This window comes from Actinomadura sp. NBRC 104425 (assembly GCF_030269545.1).
Classification (GTDB): domain Bacteria; phylum Actinomycetota; class Actinomycetes; order Streptosporangiales; family Streptosporangiaceae; genus Spirillospora; species Spirillospora keratinilytica.
Map to the genome: position 1 here is coordinate 255,955 of NZ_BSTN01000003.1, position 15,655 is coordinate 271,609.

The 15,655-nt window shown below is 74.6% G+C and carries 15 protein-coding genes; 7 read left to right on the forward strand and 8 right to left on the reverse strand.

Annotation, left to right across the window (positions count from 1 at the left end):
- Positions 1-184: 184 nt before the first annotated feature.
- Positions 185-904: a hypothetical protein gene (locus QSK22_RS06970; RefSeq protein ID WP_285493157.1), complete on the forward strand. Its 720-nt coding sequence runs from the start codon at positions 185-187 to the stop codon at positions 902-904.
- 9 nt (positions 905-913) lie between these two features.
- On the opposite strand, the gene QSK22_RS06975 is transcribed toward QSK22_RS06970, so the two are convergent.
- On the reverse strand, positions 914-1,678 hold the full coding sequence (locus QSK22_RS06975; RefSeq protein WP_285493158.1) for a peptidyl-tRNA hydrolase: 765 nt from the start codon (positions 1,676-1,678) through the stop codon (positions 914-916).
- Positions 1,679-1,869: 191 nt separating this feature from the next.
- On the opposite strand from QSK22_RS06975, the gene QSK22_RS06980 reads away from it, so the two are divergent.
- The gene (locus QSK22_RS06980) at positions 1,870-2,955 is read left to right on the forward strand and encodes an Rv1352/Rv1906c domain-containing protein (protein WP_285493159.1); all 1,086 of its coding nucleotides are present in this window, start codon (positions 1,870-1,872) and stop codon (positions 2,953-2,955) included.
- Between the two features lie 4 nt (positions 2,956-2,959).
- On the opposite strand, the gene QSK22_RS06985 is transcribed toward QSK22_RS06980, so the two are convergent.
- The gene (locus tag QSK22_RS06985) at positions 2,960-3,721 is read right to left on the reverse strand and encodes a putative protein N(5)-glutamine methyltransferase (protein WP_285493160.1); all 762 of its coding nucleotides are present in this window, start codon (positions 3,719-3,721) and stop codon (positions 2,960-2,962) included.
- Complete coding sequence (locus QSK22_RS06990) at positions 3,718-4,320, reverse strand: HAD family hydrolase (protein WP_285493161.1); 603 nt, start codon at positions 4,318-4,320, stop codon at positions 3,718-3,720. Before QSK22_RS06990 ends, QSK22_RS06985 begins: the two co-directional genes overlap by 4 nt.
- A 134-nt stretch (positions 4,321-4,454) precedes the next feature.
- On the opposite strand from QSK22_RS06990, the gene QSK22_RS06995 reads away from it, so the two are divergent.
- Together QSK22_RS06995 and QSK22_RS07000 are read left to right on the forward strand one after the other, a co-directional pair.
- Positions 4,455-5,117, forward strand: a complete 663-nt coding sequence (locus tag QSK22_RS06995) for a TetR/AcrR family transcriptional regulator (RefSeq protein WP_285493162.1) — start codon at positions 4,455-4,457, stop codon at positions 5,115-5,117.
- A 246-nt stretch (positions 5,118-5,363) separates the two neighbouring features.
- Entirely contained in the window at positions 5,364-5,594 is a 231-nt protein-coding gene (locus QSK22_RS07000; RefSeq protein ID WP_285493163.1) for a hypothetical protein, read from the forward strand.
- Between the two features lie 59 nt (positions 5,595-5,653).
- Here the strand turns inward: QSK22_RS07000 and QSK22_RS07005 are convergent, their stop codons facing one another.
- A complete protein-coding gene (locus QSK22_RS07005; protein ID WP_285493164.1) occupies positions 5,654-6,802 on the reverse strand; it encodes a thiolase C-terminal domain-containing protein in 1,149 nt (382 codons plus the stop codon).
- A 225-nt stretch (positions 6,803-7,027) separates the two neighbouring features.
- Between QSK22_RS07005 and QSK22_RS07010 the strand changes: the two genes are divergently transcribed.
- From QSK22_RS07010 to QSK22_RS07020, 3 genes are all read left to right on the forward strand, one after another.
- A complete protein-coding gene (locus QSK22_RS07010) occupies positions 7,028-8,668 on the forward strand; it encodes a bifunctional lysylphosphatidylglycerol flippase/synthetase MprF (protein ID WP_285493165.1) in 1,641 nt (546 codons plus the stop codon).
- A gap of 191 nt (positions 8,669-8,859) precedes the next feature.
- Entirely contained in the window at positions 8,860-9,918 is a 1,059-nt protein-coding gene (locus QSK22_RS07015) for an LLM class flavin-dependent oxidoreductase (RefSeq protein ID WP_285493327.1), read from the forward strand.
- Positions 9,919-9,979: 61 nt separating this feature from the next.
- Positions 9,980-11,512, forward strand: a complete 1,533-nt coding sequence (locus QSK22_RS07020; RefSeq protein ID WP_285493166.1) for an AMP-binding protein — start codon at positions 9,980-9,982, stop codon at positions 11,510-11,512.
- A 55-nt stretch (positions 11,513-11,567) separates the two neighbouring features.
- Here the strand turns inward: QSK22_RS07020 and QSK22_RS07025 are convergent, their stop codons facing one another.
- From QSK22_RS07025 to QSK22_RS07040, 4 genes are read right to left on the reverse strand one after another with little or no spacing between them, the layout of a single operon-like run.
- Entirely contained in the window at positions 11,568-12,479 is a 912-nt protein-coding gene (locus QSK22_RS07025; protein ID WP_285493167.1) for an ABC transporter substrate-binding protein, read from the reverse strand.
- A complete protein-coding gene (locus QSK22_RS07030) occupies positions 12,476-13,675 on the reverse strand; it encodes an LLM class flavin-dependent oxidoreductase (RefSeq protein WP_285493168.1) in 1,200 nt (399 codons plus the stop codon). The genes QSK22_RS07025 and QSK22_RS07030 overlap by 4 nt, the downstream gene beginning before the upstream one ends.
- On the reverse strand, positions 13,672-14,616 hold the full coding sequence (locus tag QSK22_RS07035) for an LLM class flavin-dependent oxidoreductase (RefSeq protein ID WP_285493169.1): 945 nt from the start codon (positions 14,614-14,616) through the stop codon (positions 13,672-13,674). The genes QSK22_RS07030 and QSK22_RS07035 overlap by 4 nt, the downstream gene beginning before the upstream one ends.
- Positions 14,613-15,644, reverse strand: a complete 1,032-nt coding sequence (locus QSK22_RS07040) for an ABC transporter substrate-binding protein (RefSeq protein WP_285493170.1) — start codon at positions 15,642-15,644, stop codon at positions 14,613-14,615. Before QSK22_RS07040 ends, QSK22_RS07035 begins: the two co-directional genes overlap by 4 nt.
- Positions 15,645-15,655 lie beyond the last annotated feature (11 nt).

The following is a 15,655-nucleotide window of genomic DNA, read 5'->3' on the forward strand; positions in this document are numbered from 1 at the left end:
CCGCTTCTCCAACCTGGGGCGCCCCGCGCCCCGCCATGGACTCCGCGCGGCCCGACCAGGCCAGCCTGACGCGTCACCGGGACGGACGCAAGCACTTCGGGCAGGTCAGCGCGGTCATCGCCGCCCCCCGCCGGGCATTCGGGATATCTTGCGCGTAGCACTCGCGAGCAAAGGCAGGAGACCGATGACGCAGGGTTTCGCGAAGCTCACCAGGCCCGACCTGCCGCTGCCGGGCCGGACCGGGGGGGCTTCGGGCACCGGCAACTGGCACCGCTTCCACCACCCGATCGGCGTGTTCGCCACCGCCTACGGGGCGACCGGCCTGCTCACCGCGCTGATCTCGTGGGACGACCGGCGCGCCGAGCTGGCCGACTACATCGGCTCCGGCCTGGCCGCCCCGGCGCTGGTGCTGGTCAAGGTCGTCGAACTGCTGCTCGTGGCGCTGACCGTGGCGGGCCTGGCCCGGCGGCGGGATGTGTGGCTGCTGCCCGCGCTCACCGGCTGGGCGGCCGGGTTCGCGCTGTTCGCCGTGGTGGACGTGGTCAAGGGCCACTGGGTCGGCCTGGTGGAGCACACCCTGTACCTGGCCGGGTTCGCGTTCCTGCTGTTCCTGTCGTACGCGCTGAGCGTGCGGGTGAGAGTCGGCCGCGGCGCCCTGCCGCGCCCCGCCGAGCGCCCGGTCGCGGGCGCCGGCTCGGATTCCGGCTCGCCGGACTCGGAGCTGCGGCCAAGCGGGCTGACCCGTACCCAGGAGCTGGCGCTGGAGGCGCTCAACCGCTGGCAGCAGCGCCGCGCGCGGCTGATGCAGCAGCTTCAGCAGCCTTCTCAGCAACAACAGGAGCAGCAGCAACCGCAGGAGCAGCAGGAGCAGGCGAACGAGCAGAAGGAGCAGCCGTCCGCCTAGGCGCCCCGCTCAGGCGACGATCCAGCCGGCGGCGGTCATCGTGCCGGGCGGCACCTCGGTGAACCCGGCGTCGCGCACCGCGACCGTCGCGTGCTCCACGCACCGCCGCCACGGCACCTTTTCGGCGCCGCCCTCCACGGCGGGACGGCCCTCCGGCCGGACGGGGACGATGTGCACCCGCAGGCCGCCCTCGATCCACGCGTGCGCCTGCGGCGGGGGCGCCTGACGCAGCAGCAGGTGCGCGGCGTGCCCGCTCTGCGCCGCGGCCTTGCCGGTGCTCATCGCCGCGTCCGGGTTCAGCGCGATCGCGGCGTACGGGGGCTCGGGCGGCGGCTTGGGCTCGTCCTCGCCGGGCAGGTCCAGCCCGGCGACCTGCAGCTTGGCGATCTCGGGCGGGACCTCGTCGACGGCGCCGGGCACGAACGCCCGGACCTGCGCGCCCTGCACATCCACGGTCACCCCGGGCAGGCGCTGCACGTCCGCCCACCGCGCCCCGCGGGCCCGCCGCGCCACCTTGCGGATGCGGCCCGCCTCCCAGCGCGCCACGGACGGGTGCCACTCCCCCTCCGGGTCGGCCGCCCGGGGGTCGGTGAGCAGCGTCACGACCGCGGTCGCGGCGGCCGCGCACACCGCGCCGTGCGCGGGCGGTCCGCCTCCCGGAGGGGCGGGGGGTGCGGGGGGTCGTCCCCCCGCAGGCACAACCGCCTTCTCGACGCGCACCACCAGCTGCATCGCCCACGGGGGCTGGTCAAAGGGGTCGGTGGAAGGTCGCACGCCTGGAGTATTCCATTCCGCGCCGGGTGCCAAGAGCATGGCCCGTCCGGGACTTCCTCCGGCAGGTTCTGGGTAAAGCAACCCGTATCGTCTCGCCGGACGTATGCACGGGTGCAGAAGCACGTCCGCGGGGCGCGCCTCGTGGGAGGGAACGAGGGGACACGGCGGAGAGGTCGGCTCGGAGGTCGCCGGTGACCAGTGGTGCCTGGAGCAATTCCATCCCAGGAATCGGAACGTTCTTCGTCGGCATCGACGTGGCGCCGGGGCGCTACCGGTGCGAGGACGGCAAGGGCGGCTGGTGGGTGCGGTTCACCGGGCCGGGCGGGGGCGAGCCGGTCGGATCCTGGCCGCTGCCCGCGGGGCCCACCGAGATCGAGATCGCGCCCACCGACTTCGCGTTCGAGACCCACGTCGGGACGTACTGGCGCAAGATCGCCCCGCCGCGCGGCGAGGACGGCCAGGGCGGCGCGGCCGACGTGCGCCCGGTGGCCGACCCGTCGCTGCGCGCCGAGCTGGACCGGATCGTCGCCCGGCAGCGGCCGCTGATGTGGCTGGCCCCGCTGACCGTGCTGGGCATCGGGCTGGTCGGCTCGCCCATCCTGGGGTCGCTGTGGCTGCTGGGGCTGGCGATGCTGGCCATGCTGGTCGCGCTCGGCTCCCCGGCGTTCTCGCTGGACCTGCGGCGCGCCCGCGAGCTGGCCCGGCGCCGCGACCGGTATCTGACGCCCGAGGACTTCGACGAGGAGGGCCGCGCGCTGCTGGCCCGCGTGCAGGCCGCCGTCGACACGGTGCGCGACTCGGAGGTCAACCGGGAGGGGCTTTTGGACGCGCTGGACAACGCGGTCACCCTGCCCCGCCAGGAGTGGGAGATCGCGCAGGTGCTGGCGCGGCAGTCCCGGCTGCGCGGCGAGCAGCGGGAGATCTCCGAGTCGGCCGGGCTGCCGGAGGTGGAGGCGGCGCTGCGTCCGCTGCGCGAGAAGCTGGAGGCGTCCGTGGCGGCCGTGACGCGCCGCGTGGAGGCGCTGGAGCGCTACGCCGAGCGCACCCGCGCCGCCGACGAGGCGCTGCGCGCGCACCGCCATCTGGAGACGCTGGCCGCCAAGGCGCACGAGTACGACGAGCTGCTGGCCGGCACCGTCCGCGACGACCTGGCGATCCCGGCCATCGAGCGGCTCACCGAGCACAGCGAGGCGCTCGTCCGCACGCTGCGCAGCCGGCTGGCCGAGGCGGCCGAGGCGGGCGGCGCGGCGGAGGGCGAGCTGCCGCCGTCCGGGTGACCGGTCAGGCGCGGGCGGCGATGACGATGGTGGCGTCCAGGTCGTCGTCGGCGGCCGCCTCCGGCCGCAGGCCGTGCTCGGCGGCGGCCCGCAGGGCATCCGGGAGCTGGCGGCGGCCGGTTTCGAACAGCAGGCGGCCGCCGGGCGCCAGCCACGACGGCGCCGCCGCGATGACGCGCCGGGCGATCCGCAGGCCGTCCGCGCCGCCGTCGAGGGCGGTCCGCGGCTCGTGGTCGCGGGCCTCGGGCGGCAGCAGGGCGACCTCGCCGGTGGGGACGTACGGCACGTTGGCGACCAGCACGTCCACCCGGCCGCGCAGCGCGGGCGGCAGCGGGTCGAACAGGTCCCCCTCGTACACGTGCGCGGCGGGCAGGTTGCGGCGGGCGCAGGCCACCGCGGCCGGGTCGATGTCGGCGGCGTGCAGGTCGGGGCGCGCGGCGGACGCGGCCAGCACGGCGCCGACCGCGCCCGAGCCGCAGCACAGGTCGACGGCGACGCCGCCGGGCGGGACGAGGGCGGCCGCCCGGCGGGCCAGGAACTCGGTGCGGCGGCGCGGGACGAACACGCCGGGGCCGACGGAGATGCGCAGCCCGCAGAACTCCGCCCAGCCGACCACGTGCTCCAGGGGCGCGCCCGCGGCGCGCCGGGCGACCATGGCGTCCAGTTCGGCGGACGTGCGGGCGGCGGCGAGGAGCACGCGCGCCTCGTCCTCGGCGAAGACGCAGCCGGCGGCCCGCAGCTCGGCCGCGACGCGGGAGAAGCTCACGGAAGCCGCACCAGCTCCCGTACCTGGGCGGGCGAGCGGAACACCTCGGCGCGCATGCCGGCCTCCCGCGCGGCGACCACGTTGACCTCCCGGTCGTCGAAGAACAGCACCTCGCCCGGGGCGACGCCCAGCCGCTCGGCGCAGATCAGGTAGGCGCGCGGGTCGGGCTTGGCCACGCCGATGCGGCAGGAGTAGGTCAGCGCCGCGAACCGCGACAGCCACTCGCCGTGCCGGGTCTCGAAGCGCGGCACCAGCTCGCCGATGATGTTGGACAGCAGGCCGAGGGTGCGGCCGCGGTCGGCCAGCTCGACGACCAGTTCGACCATGGCCTCGTCGACGTCGATCCAGCTGTCGAGATCGGCCTCGACCAGGGCGGGGACGTCGGGGAAGGCGGCGCCGAGCCGGTCGGCCACCGCCGCCCAGTAGGCCGCGGCGTCCTGGCCGGCGTCGTAGGCGGGACGGCACTCCCAGTACGCCTGCCAGAACGCGGCGGCGGACCCGCCGGACACCCCGGCCGTCTTCTCGATCCGCCGGATGGCCTCGGGGCTCTGGGTCCGGGCGATCACCCCGTACAGGTCGAAAACGATCACATCGGCCATGCGTCCGAGCCTACGGCCGGTCCGGTCCGCCGCGGCGCGCGGCCCGAGCGCCACCAAGCGCTTGTTGGGACTCGATACCCTGGTGGGAGCAGGCCGATCGAGCAAGCGGTTGGGCGCGTCGGCATAATGAGAGGGTGACGACCACGAGCACCAATTCAGGACGACCCAAAGCCCGCACCACCGGTGAGGGCGCCACCCGCCGCCGCGGCCGCGGTTCGCCGGCGCTGGCCTCGGAGCGGCGTGAGCACCTGATCAGGCTCGCGGCCGAACTGTTCGCCGAGAAGGGCTACCAGGCCACCACGGTGCGCGACATCGCCAAGGAGGCCGGCATCCTGTCCGGCAGCCTCTACCACCACTTCAGCTCCAAGGAGTCGATCGTCGACGAGATCCTCTCGGGATTCTTCGACGAGGTGATGTCGTCCTACCGGGCCGTCATCGAGGAGGGGCGCGACCCCCGGGAGACCATCGCCGGGCTGGTGCGGATCGCGTTCGGCACGCTGGAGCCGCACCGCGCCGCCATCACGGTGATGCAGAACGACTGGAACTACCTCAAGGACCGCCTGGACTACCTGACCAAGTCCGAGGACGAGGTCGAGAAGATGTGGGTCGACACCATCCGGGCGGGCCAGGAGCAGGGCCTGTTCCGCTCCGACATCGACCCCAAGCTCACCTACCGGATGATCCGCGACACCATCTGGGTGGCGGTCCGCTGGTTCCGCCCCGGCGGCCGCCTCGACGCCGCCGGGCTGTCCGAGCACTACCTCAAGGTCATGTTCGACGGCATCAACACCCACTGAGCCGCCGGCACGCGGAGCCCGGGCGCCCCTGCGGCGCCCGGGTTTTTCATTACCTCCCGGGGGATTCGTCCCTAACCCCGCGGGCAGTCCACCGAGCGGTGAAAGCACCGAAACGGAGTGTCGGTGCCTCCTCCGCCCGCCCGCCCGCATATCGTGGTATCGATTACATATTGCCTGGTCAGAGCGACGCTCCGCGGCAACGGGACGCTGCTCCCCATAAGGGTGGACCGGGGGGAAAGGGGCACGATGACGGCTCAAGGGGGTGCCGCCGACCACGGCGAGCCGCCCGAGGCGGAGTTCCGGGCCGCGCTGGTCCGCGGCCTGCAGGAGCAGTTCCCCGGCGTCCGCGTCTGGTACGGCGAGGCCACCGGTTCCTGGTGGGCGATGGTCGCGCTGCGCGGCGGCCCCCGCCTGCTGGAGGCCCCGACACCGCAGCAGCTCCGCGAGGCCATCCTCAGCGCCCTGTCCATCGGCTGACCCTGTCCATCGGCTGACCGCCGTCCATCGGCCGCTGCCCATCGGCTGCCCCGTCCCGGCTATCCCCCCTGCGGGCGCGTGAGCACGGCCGCGCTCCCGTAGCCGCCGCCGAATCCGGTGACGAGCGCGACGGCGGCGTCCGCGACCTGGTTGACGGCCGTGCCGCGCAGCTGCCGGACGGCCTCGGCGACGTTGTTCAAGCCGTGCACGTACCCCTCCGCCAGCAGCCCGCCGTGCGGGTTGACCGGCACCCGCCCGTTCCAGGCGATCTCCCGCGCGAGCAGCACGGCCCCCAGGTCGCCGCGGGCGGCCAGGCCGAAGTCCTCCAGCTGGCGCGGGACGAGCCAGCTGTAGGCGTCGTAGAGCAGGGCCACGTCGATGTGGCCGGGTTTCATGCCCGCGGCCGCGTACAGGGGTCCGGCGAGGTAGGCGGAGAACACGCGCGTGACGTCCGCGGCCTTGTCCATGGCGGACGCGCCGGGCCCGCCGCCGCGGACGACGGCGTGCACGCGCGGCGCGTTGGGCGCGCGGTCGGCGCGGGTGACGACCAGCGCGCACGCCCCGTCGGTCTCCTGGCAGCAGTCCAGGCGGCGCAGCGGCGAGGCGACCATGGGGCTGGCCAGGTAGGCGGGCAGGTCGACGCGGTCGCGGCGCATGGCGCGCGGGTTGCGGGCGGCGTGCGCGCGGGACTGGTCGACGACGGCGTGGGTGTGCTCCTCGGTCAGGCCGGTGTCGTGCAGGTAGCGCTGCCCGGCGAGCGCGAACTGGTGCACCGGGCCCGCCATGCCGTAGGGACGGGTGAACTGCTCCTCGACGCCCTCGCCGAGCCGGAGGCCCAGGGTGTTCAGGCGCCGCCCGGACCGGCCGTTGAGGGCCCGGTAGACCAGGACGTTCTCGGCCAGGCCCGCGTCCACGAGCATGGCGGCGTCGGCGAGGATCGATGCGCTCTGCGTGCCGCCGCCGTAGATTTCGTTGTGCCAGCCGACCTCGGGCATCCCCAGCGCGCGGGCCAGGTGCGGCACCGGGGCCGAGTCGCCCAGGTGGTAGCACAGGATCGCGTCGGGCCGGTCGACGCCCGCGTCGGCCAGGGCGGCGCGGGACGCGTCGGCGGCCAGTTCCAGCTCGGTGCGGCCGGACGCGCGCGACAGCGCGGTCATGCCGATCCCGGAGATCGCCGCCTTGCCGGAGAAGCCCTGCCTGCCGGTCACCGCCCGTCCCTCCGCGTTCGGAAGCCGCCCGCCGGAGACGGGGCGCGTTCCATCCCCGGCGGGCGGCGTCCCGGCGGCCCGCGCGGCCCTGGATGCGCGCGGCCCTCTGGGGGAAGCTAACCCGAACCGGACTTCTAGACAAGCGCTTGCTCGGCTATGCCGGACGACCGGACCGGGGAATGAGCTTCCGGAGACCATGGTTGCGGTTCGGCGGAGGTGTCGATCGTGGAACGCACCCGGCCGGAGGGGTCCCTGCGGGCACCGGCCGCGGTCACCGCGGCCGTCGCCGCGCTGCTCGCGGTGCCCGCGCTGGGCGGCGCCCCGCACGCCGTCGTCACGCTCTCGGTGCTGGTGACGGGCAATCCGCTGGCGCCGCCGCACGCCTTGGTGCTCGCCGCGGCCGTCGTCCTGCTGGCGCGCGGCGTGCTGCTGCGCCGCCGCGCCGCCTGGTACGGGCTGCTGGTCCTGGTGGCGGCGGGCGCGCTGGCCGTCGCGGCGGGCGAGGACCCGCCCTGGCGGCTGCCGCTGCTCGCCGCGGCCGCGGCGGTGCTGTGGCGGCTGCGCGACGGCTTTGCGGTCCGCCCGCATCCCGAGCGGGTGCGTGCGGCGGTGCGCACCGGCGCGGTGCTGGTGGTCGCCTCGGCGGCGGGGGCGGTGCTGGTCGGCGGGGTGTCGGTGCGGTCGGTGGGCCACGACGTGGCGTTCGGCCTGGGCGCCATGGGGGCGCCGCTGGACGGGGCGTCGTGGCTGCCGGGGGTGCTGGCCCTGGCGGGCGGGGCCGGGCTGCTGCTCGTCCTGACCACGCTGCTCGCGCCCGACCCTGCGCCGCCGCCGGGGGACGAGGACGAGCGGCGCCGCGTCGCCCGGCTCGTCGCGCACCCGGCGTCCGACACCCTGGCCCCGTTCGCGCTGCGCCGCGACAAGTCGTACGTGTTCAGCCCGGACGGCCGGGCCGCGATCGGCTACCGCGTGCTGTTCGGCGTCGCGGTGGCGGGCGGCGACCCGGTGGGCGATCCGGCGTCGCACCGGGCCGCGGTCGCGCGGTTCCTGGAGATGTGCCGCCGCGCCGGGTGGCGGCCCGCCGTGCTGGGCGCGGGCGCCGACCTGGTGCCGCTGTGGGCGCCCCTGCGCTCGTTCGGCTTCGGCGACGAGGTGGTCATCCGCACCGGCGGGTTCTCCCTTGAGGGGCGGCGGATGCGCAACGTCCGGCAGGCCGTCCGGCGCACCCGCAACGCGGGCGTGACCGTGCGGATCCTGCGCGAGGGCGAGCTGGCGCCCGAGCTGCGCGGGGCGCTGCGGCGGATCGCGGCGCGCTCGCTGGGCGGGGCGTCCGAGCGCGGCTTCTCCATGAACCTGGACGAGCTGCTGACCGGGTACCACGCGGGCGCGCTGATCGCCGTCGCCCACGACCGCGCCGGAGAGCCGGTCGCGTTCCAGCGGTACGTGGTCGCCGGGTCGGGCATCAGCCTGGACGCGATGCGGCGGGCGCCGGGCGGGCCCAACGGGGTCAACGAACGGCTGATCGTGGAGGTCGTCGAGTACGCGCGGCGGCACGGCGTGGCGACGGTGTCGCTGAACTTCGCGGCGTTCCGCGAGCTGCTGGAGTCCGCCGAGCGCGGCCCGGCCGAGCGCGCCGGATACCGGGCGCTGCACCTGCTCGACCCGTGGATCGCGGTGGAGTCGCTGTACCTGTTCGACCGCAAGTTCCGGCCCGCGTACCGGCCGCGCAGCATCGTCTTCCGGTCCTGGTGGGACATCGCCCGGGTGGCTGCGGCGCTGCTGACGCTGGAGTTCGGCCGGCCCCGGCCGGTGCCCGCGGCCGAGGAGCCGCTGCCCGATACGGCCGGCCTGCCGCAGCGTCCCTGACCGGCACGGCGGGGAGCGAACGCCGCCGCGCCGCCGGCAACGCCGCCTGGCCGGGGTCATGGCCTGCTAGGCTTCCCAAGCGAGCGCTTGGTACGTAATGATGGGATCCGGCGTTGTCCCGCCCCGGCGGACGCCGGGGCGCCCCCGCCGGGCCCGGTGAAGAAGGAGCCGTAGACGTGGCCGACCGCCCGATGAAGTTCTCGACCTTCCACCTGTTCCACCAGAACGCGGGCCAGAGCGCGCGCGAGGTGTACGACTACCAGATCGAGGTGATCGAGCTTTTGGAGGAGCTCGGCTTCGACGGGGTGTGGGTCGCCGAGCACCACTTCCGTGACTACGGGGTGGTGCCCGACATCTTCACGATGCTTGCCCACCTGGCGGCCCGCACCGAGCGGCTGCGGCTGGGCACCGGCGTCGTCGTGCTGCCCCTGCACAACCCGATCCACGTGGCCGAGGAGGCCGCGATGGTGGACCTGCTGTCGGGCGGGCGCCTGGAGCTCGGGGTGGGCCGCGGCTACCAGAGCGTCGAGTTCGAGAACTTCGGGCTGGACCTCGGCGAGGCCCGGGTCCGGTTCAACGAGTGCCTCGACATGGTGGTCGGCCTGTGGACGCAGGACGGCTACGAGTACAAGGGCCGCTACTACGGCACCGGCCGTCCGCTCACACTGACACCGCGTCCGCTGCAGAAACCGCATCCGCCGCTGCACGTGGCGGCGATCAGTCCCGAGACCGTGGAGATCTACGCCGCCCGCGGCCTGCCGATCCTGGCCGACCCGGCCGCCCCGTTCCGCAAGATCGCCAAGGCGGCGGAGACCTGGCACGCCGTCGCCGCCGCCAACGGCGTGGACACCGCGGGCGCCGAGCTGGTGGCCAGCCGCATCGTGTACGTCGCGCCGACCATCGAGCAGGCCAGAGCGGACCAGGCCCGGTTCGAGGCCGCCTTCGACCGCTCGCGCATCTTCAACGCGCAGAGCGCCCCCATCGACGCGCGCACCGGCGAGGCCGCCAAGGGCTTCGAGTACTACCAGAACCGCTACCTCAAGGGCGGCTCGGTGGACAGCGAGTTCCGCTGGGAGCAGCTGGAGGTGATCGGCGACCCGGAGCGGGTCATCGGCCAGATCAAGATGATCCAGCAGATGGGCTACTCCCACCTGATGTGCGACTTCGGCTCGACGCGGCCGATGCCCGTCGAGGAGATGAAGAAGGTCCTGAAGTTCTTCGCCGCGGAGGTCATGCCCGCCTTCCGCTGAGCGAGCGACCGCGCCGCGGCCCTCCCCGCCCCCCCGGTTTCCGTCACACGCAGGAGGCGCGATGTCCGTCGTACACCGGCTCACACTCGGGGACGTTCTCGGCGAGCACCGGCGGGGCCGGCCGCTCGGCACCGCCGTGGTCGACGGCGACGTGCGGCTCACCTGGCCCGAGCTGGACGCGCGGGTGAACCGCGCGGCGGGCGCGCTGGCCGCCGACGGAGTCGCCGCGGGCGGCCGCGTGCTGTGGCTGGGGCGCAACTCCTTCCGCGTGCTGGAGCTGCTGCTGGCCTGCTCGCGGCTCGGGGCGATCTTCTGCCCGGCCAACTGGCGGCAGTCCGCCGACGAGCTCGCCCACGTGCTCGCCGACCTGGCCCCGGCGGTGGTCGTGTGGGAGGAGTCGGAGGCGGTGGAGAAGGCGCGCGGGCAGGTCGCGCTGGACGCGCGCTGGGTGCGCTCGGGCGGACAGGACGGCCCGGGCGGGGAGGACGAGTACGAGGCGTGGGCCGCCGCGGGCGCCCCCATCGACCCCGACGCCGAGGCGTCCGCCGACTCCCCCGTCCTGGCGCTCTACACCGCCGCGTTCGACGGGCGTCCCAGCGCCGCCCTGCTCAGCGACGCCGCGCTGATCGCGCACAGCATGTCGCTGCTGCACGTCCGGCAGATGGAGGACGGGTTCACCTACCTGGCCTGCGGCCCGCTGTTCCACGTCGGCACGATGATGTTCACGCTGGCCGCCTTCCAGCTCGGCGGCACGGTCGTGTTCACCCCCGCCTACGAGCCGACCGAGGTCTGCCGCCTCATCGAGCGCGAGCGGGTCACCCAGGCCTTCCTGTTCGGCCCGATGATCGACGGGCTGGTCGAGGCCAACAAGGACCGGCGCTTCGACCTGTCCTCGCTGCGCTTCGTCTCGCACTCCCCGGAGTGGGACGACATGATCACCGTGGACGACAGCCCCTGGTGCGCGTCGAAGATGGGCGGCTACGGGCAGACCGAGGTCGGCGGCATGCTCACCTTCCTCGGCCTCGGCATGGGCGGCCAGGGGCCGGCGGGGCGCCCGTCGCCGCTGACCCAGGTGCGGATCCTGGACGCCTCCGGCGCCGAGGTCCCGCCGGGCGAGGTCGGCGAGATCTGCGCGCGCGGCCACAGCGTGTTCTCCGGCTACTGGAACCGCCCCGAATTGAACGCGGCCAAGACCGCGGGCGGCTGGCACCACACCGGCGACCTGGGGCGGCGCGAGCCCGACGGCACCATCACCTTCATCGGCCCGAAACTGCGCATGATCAAGTCGGGGAACGAGAACATCTACCCCGCCGAGGTGGAGCGCGCCCTGAAGACCCATCCGGCCGTCGCCGACGCCGCCGTGATCGGGGTGCCGGACGACCGGTTCGGCCAGTCCCCCAAGGCCGTCGTGGTGCTCCGGGACGGCGCCGCCGCCACGCCCGAGGAGCTCATCGAGCACGTGCGCGGCCAGATCGCCTCGTACAAGAAGCCGCGGCACGTGGAGTTCGCCGACGAGATCCCCAAGAGGGGCTTCACGCCCGACTACGACCTGCTGGACGGGCGTTACGGAGGCGGCGGCTACCCCGGAGCCTGAGGTGCGCGGGAGGGGACGGACGCCGCGCCGCCGTCCCCTCCCGCGGTCCGGATGGTCAGCGCGCCGAGGCGGTGACCAGGTCGGCCAGCTCCGGCAGCACCGCGTCCGCCACGGTGATCTTCCGGTCCAGCAGCCCGTTGGCGTGGAGCAGGTCGGCGGCGCGCTGCTGCTCGGCGACGAACTCGTCGGACACCGGGTGCAGCCCGAACGGACGGTTGCGCAGGGCGTGCTCCCACTCGTCCAGGTCCGTGCCGTCCTCGGCGGCGAACAGCCGGGCGGCCTCGCGGGGGTTCTCCCGGACCCAGGCGTCCGACTCCTGCAGCGCGGCGACGATCGCGGCCAGCTCGTCGCGGTGGTCCACGGCGAAGTCGCGCCGGGTGAACCACAGCGAGCGGTGGCTGAACAGCCCGTCGGTCTCCACCAGCGTCCGCAGCTGCGTCGTGCGCTCCAGCGCGGCCAGCTGCGGGTAGTAGCCGGTCCAGGCGTCGACCTTGCCGTCCAGCAGCAGCTGCGCGCCCTCGGGCCCGGCATCCACGGGCTCGATGTCGGCCCAGGTCAGCCCGGCCCGGTCGAGTGCGAACAGCAGCAGCGTCGTCTGCCAGGAGCCGTGGCCGAGCGCGACCCTGCGGCCCGCCAGGTCGGCCGGGGACTGGATGCCGGAGTCGGCCAATGCGACGAGCCGCCCGTTGTCCACGCGCGGCCCGGAGATCGCCACGTAGACGATGTCATGGCCCTTGCCCTGCGCGGTGACCGGCGGTGTCGATCCGGTGCCGATGAAGTCGTAGCCGCCGTCGAACAGGTGGTCGCCGTGCGCGGACGGCAGTCCCTCGGTGGGGGCGGGGCGGTCGCCGGCGGGCAGCGACCGCAGGTCCACCCACTCCACGTCCGGCAGCGACCGCTCCAGGATGCCCCGGTGCCGCAGCACCCACAGGGAGTTGTTGTTGGGGAAGAAGCCGACACGGGTCATCGGAGGTTTCCTTTCGTTTCAACGGTGGGGGCGGAAGTGTGCGCGCCGCCGTCCGGGCGGCCGCCGCGCAGCAGCGGAAGGACGTGCTCGCCGACCCGGTGGGCCTCCTCCAGGTGCGGCACCCCGGCGAGGATGAAGGCGTCCACGCCCAGCGCGATCAGCTCGTCGAGCCGGGCGGCGACCTGCGCGTAGCTGCCGACCAGCCCGAACGCCGGGCCGCCGCGCAGCAGGTGGAAGCCGCCCCACACGTTGGGGCTCGCCTCCAGTTCGCGGTACTCGCGGACCGGCCAGTCGATGAAGGACCGGCCGCGCAGCCAGCCCACCGAGTCGCCGCCGGCCTCGGGTCCCTGCAGCAGCGCGGGGTCGACGTGCCGCCAGCCGCGGCGGATCTCCTCCCACGCCTCGTCCTCGGTCTCGCGGGCCAGCACGTCGATGCGCACGGCGAACCGCGGGGACCGGCCGATCGCGGCGCTGTGCTCGCGGACCTGGTCGAACTTGGCGGCCAGCGCGGGGAACGGCTCCAGCCACGACAGGTAGTAGTCGGCGTGCCGCCCGGCGGCCTCGATCGCCGCCCGCGACGACCCGGAGAAGTAGATCTCGGGGAACGGCTGCCCGCGCAGCCGCTCGGGCAGGCCCGCGTCCTCGACCCGGTAGAAGCGGCCGCGGTGGCTGAACGGGCCGCCGTCCCACACGCCCTTGAGCACGTCCAGGAACTCGGAGGTTCGGGCGTACCGGTCGTCGTGCCCGACCTTGTCGCCCCACCACAGCTGGGCGGGCCCGCCGCCGCCGGAGATGATGTTGTAGACGACGCGTCCGCCGGTGGCGCGCTGCAGGCTCGCCGACATCCGCGCGGCCTGCACCGGGTGCAGGAACCCCGGCTGGAACGCGATCATGAACCGGTAGGTGGTGGTCTCCCGGGCCAGGCTCGCGGCCGCCGCCCACGGGTCGTCGGTGAACGGGAAGGACGGCAGCAGCCCGCCGACGAACCCCGACAGCTCGGTGGCGCGCGCCACGTCGGCCATGTGGTCCAGGTGGGTGTACCCGTCGGGCCGGCCGCCGCGCAGCCCGGGGGTGATGCTGCCCGGCACGACCGGCGACCAGTCGCCCCGGGTCACCAGGCGGCGGCGCAGCGACCGCTGGTCGCCGTGCGTGCCGATGCGCCAGTAGATGTCGATCGAGCGGCTCGCTGTGGTCATTTCGCGTGCTCCTGGACGTGTCGCCGGGCGTGTTCCTGAGCGAACAGGGGCAGCAGCCGCTCGCCCAGCCGGTAGGTCTCCTCCACGTGCGGCTCGGTGTCCAGCACGAACGTGCCGACGCCCCGGTCGACGTAGCGCCGCAGCTCGTCGGCGACCTGCTCGAACGACCCGGCGAGCGCGTGCCCGGGGACGCCCCGCACGGCCCGCGCCTCCGCCTCGTCCTCGCGCGCCACGACCGTCAGCCGCAGCCCGTAGGAGACGGTGCGGCCATGCGCGGCGGCGCGCGCGCCGAGGTCGGCGATGAGCGCGTCGATGTCGTCGGTGGCGTCGAAGATGTGCACGTCGGCGTGCTTGGCCGACAGCTCGAGCGCCTCCTCCGACGAACCGGACAGGTGGACGGGCGGGAAACGCCGCCCCGCCAGCGGCCCCTGGAAGCCGCCCGCGAGCACCTGGAAGAACCGGCCCTCGTAGGTGTAGTCCTCGTGCTCCCACACGCCCTTGGCGATCGTCAGGAACTCGTCGGCGCGCGCGTACCGGTCCGGGCCGTCCAGGAAGTCGCCCTGCGCGCGCGCCGTCACCGGGTCCAGGTCGACGACCGGCCACCAGCCGAACCGGTCCCCGGTGAACCGCTGCAGCGACGCCGACAGCTTCGCCGCGTACACCGGGGTGCCGACGCCGGGATGGAAGCCGGCGACGCCGTGCAGCCAGCGGTTGGCGCGCAGCAGCCCGGCCACCACGATCAGCGCCTCCTCCGCGTCGTGCGCGAAGGGCGCGACGACGCCGTCGAAGCCGGTGACCTCGGCGGCGCGCCCCACCTCGGCGATCGTGTCGAACGCCCCGTAGCGGTCCTCGCGGGTGTCGGTGACGAACGGGGGCAGCGGCGCCGGGTCGGCGTACGGGCCGACCGTCGGCAGGGTGAGCAGGAACCTGGGCGTCGTCATGCCGCCCTCCTTTCGGTGGCCTGGCGCAGCGGTTCGGGTGCGGCCCACGCGTGCACGTCCACGTCGGCGGCGAGGAAGCCGTGCAGCAGCAAGAAGTTCTTCTGCCGTTCGAGCAGGGCGAGGCGTTCGGGCGACAGGTCGGGGCGCAGCGTGCGGTGGAACCCGTCGCGGTAGGCGGTGTGCACGCCGGCCCGGCCCGACCGGGTCTCCCCGGCGAGGATCTCGCGGACGCCGTCGAGGTTCGCGGCGGCCCAGTCGGCCGCGCGCAGCGTCTGGGCGAGAAACGCGGTCACCAGTTCGGGCCGCTCCTCCAGCAGCCGCTCGTGCACGGTGATCGGCCGCGGGGTGCCGTTGTTGACGCGGGTCGCGGGGTCGGGGTGGGCGTCCAGGTCGACGCCGACGGCCAGGCCGAGCTCGGCGGCCTGCTCGGCGGCGCGGGCGCCCTTGGCGTAGACGGCGTCCACCTCGCCGCGCACCAGCTCCTGCAGGCCGGGCCACGACAGCCGGCGGTCGCGCGCGTCGCGTCCCACCGACGGCGAGATGTCGGCGGCGACCTCGACGAACGCCACGTCGTCGAGGGTGAGGCCGCCCTGGGCGAGCGCGCCCTTGATCCCGTGCAGCGCCATCGCGCGCGGGAAGCTCTGCGCCCTCGTCCGCGCCCAGCCGGGCAGTGCGACGCGTGCGCCGCGCAGGTCCTGCGGCCCGCGGATGCCCGAGCCGGGCCGCACCAGGATCGACTGCCATTCCTCGATCCAGGTCAGCCCGATCAGCCGGGTCGGCGCGCCCTCGGCGCGGGCGGCCAGCGCCGGGACGTTGCCGCCCTCGCGGAACAGGCCCGGCAGGTCGTGGTCGAAGTGGTGGCGGGCCAGGTCGGGTCCGGCGTCCTGCAGGACGCCCACCTCCAGCCCGTACGGCGCGAACGCCTCGGCCAACCACCCGTGCCGGTGGGCCAGGCCGCCGGCGGTGGGCACCGGGCAGCGGGTGAACCAGATCTTGTCGATGTCGCTTTGACTGGCATGCGTGGGCATGCGGCGGCTCC

Excerpts from the sequence above, each read along its gene's own strand:
- QSK22_RS07025 (WP_285493167.1), bottom strand. The coding sequence starts at position 12,479 with ATGACCCGTGTCGGCTTCTTCCCCAACAACAACTCCCTGTGGGTGCTG.
- QSK22_RS07020 (WP_285493166.1), top strand. The coding sequence starts at position 9,980 with ATGTCCGTCGTACACCGGCTCACACTCGGGGACGTTCTCGGCGAGCAC.
- QSK22_RS07030 (WP_285493168.1), bottom strand. The coding sequence starts at position 13,675 with ATGACCACAGCGAGCCGCTCGATCGACATCTACTGGCGCATCGGCACG.
- QSK22_RS07035 (WP_285493169.1), bottom strand. The coding sequence starts at position 14,616 with ATGACGACGCCCAGGTTCCTGCTCACCCTGCCGACGGTCGGCCCGTAC.
- QSK22_RS07000 (WP_285493163.1), top strand. The coding sequence starts at position 5,364 with ATGACGGCTCAAGGGGGTGCCGCCGACCACGGCGAGCCGCCCGAGGCG.
- QSK22_RS06970 (WP_285493157.1), top strand. The coding sequence starts at position 185 with ATGACGCAGGGTTTCGCGAAGCTCACCAGGCCCGACCTGCCGCTGCCG.
- QSK22_RS07015 (WP_285493327.1), top strand. The coding sequence starts at position 8,860 with ATGAAGTTCTCGACCTTCCACCTGTTCCACCAGAACGCGGGCCAGAGC.
- QSK22_RS06990 (WP_285493161.1), bottom strand. The coding sequence starts at position 4,320 with ATGGCCGATGTGATCGTTTTCGACCTGTACGGGGTGATCGCCCGGACC.
- QSK22_RS07040 (WP_285493170.1), bottom strand. The coding sequence starts at position 15,644 with ATGCCCACGCATGCCAGTCAAAGCGACATCGACAAGATCTGGTTCACC.